The organism is Rhodoferax sp. ZS1R8 (genome assembly GCF_056521325.1).
Genome location: NZ_JBWMBA010000071.1, coordinates 516 through 1,495 on the forward strand (window position 1 = coordinate 516; position 980 = coordinate 1,495).

The 980-nt window shown below is 58.3% G+C and carries 1 pseudogene; it reads left to right on the forward strand.

Features of this window, described 5'->3' with window-relative positions:
* Positions 1-980 (forward strand): annotated as a pseudogene (locus tag AC097P_RS23830) (hypothetical protein); the annotation flags it as partial.

Below are 980 nucleotides of genomic sequence, written 5' to 3' on the forward strand. Positions count from 1 at the left end.
GGTCGAAGCTTTTCAGACTGGTTTGCAGGAATTGGAGCCCATTGACCGCTTCTGGACCTATCCGGGCCGCGGCGTCCTGTTGCAGCTCGCGCACTACCTGCAAACCGAGCAACACTCACTGATCGCGCAACTGGTCAACAATTGCTGCTTCGCGTTGCAAAACAAGACCTACCGCAGCCAAGTCTTCAGGCCATTTCAGACCCATCTGGAACAACTCGACCGGCCCATCCTGCTGGATGGGTGTCAACTGGAAGCCACGGCGACCGTCGAAACCAAACCCTACTTTGAGGTGCTGATCGTTCACCCTTTTCCGCACGACTACGAGATGCTGTACCGCCAGCAGCTGGCTGCATTCAAGACCGCGCACGACGAGTTTGTGTATGACATCGTGCTGGTGGATACGGCTCAAGATGCCCTGACGGCGGTACTGGCCAATGGCGACATCCAGGCTTGCATCTACCTCAACCACATAGCACCCTCCAGCGGTGAATCTGAGGCGATGTTCGCCCAGCACGGCCGGGCGCTGGTCGCCAGCACGCCACCCCTGGAGCCGCTGCAAAGTGTGGAAGTCAATTTGTGCCGCACCCTACGTTGCCTGCGCCCGGAGCTGAACCACTATCTCATCAGCGAGCAAGCTGCAACTGAGTTGCCCTGGCAGGTACGCAGCCATTTTGACCGGGTGCTATTTCACCTCAACCCGTTTCATGACTTGCACACCGCCTTGTTGGCGGGCGTGCGAAATCGGTTTTCCACGCCGTTTTTTGACGCGCTGCAGGCCTACAGCCGCCAGCCCAAAAGTGTGTTCCATGCCTTGCCCTTGTCCCGTGGTGCGTCGGTCAAGGGTTCGCCCTGGATTCATGACATGCTGGATTTCTATGGCGACAATATTTTCCTGGCCGAGACCTCCTCCACCCAAGGCGGATTGGACTCGCTGCTAGACCCTACCGGTGCCATCAAGCAGGCACACACCAAGGCGGCAG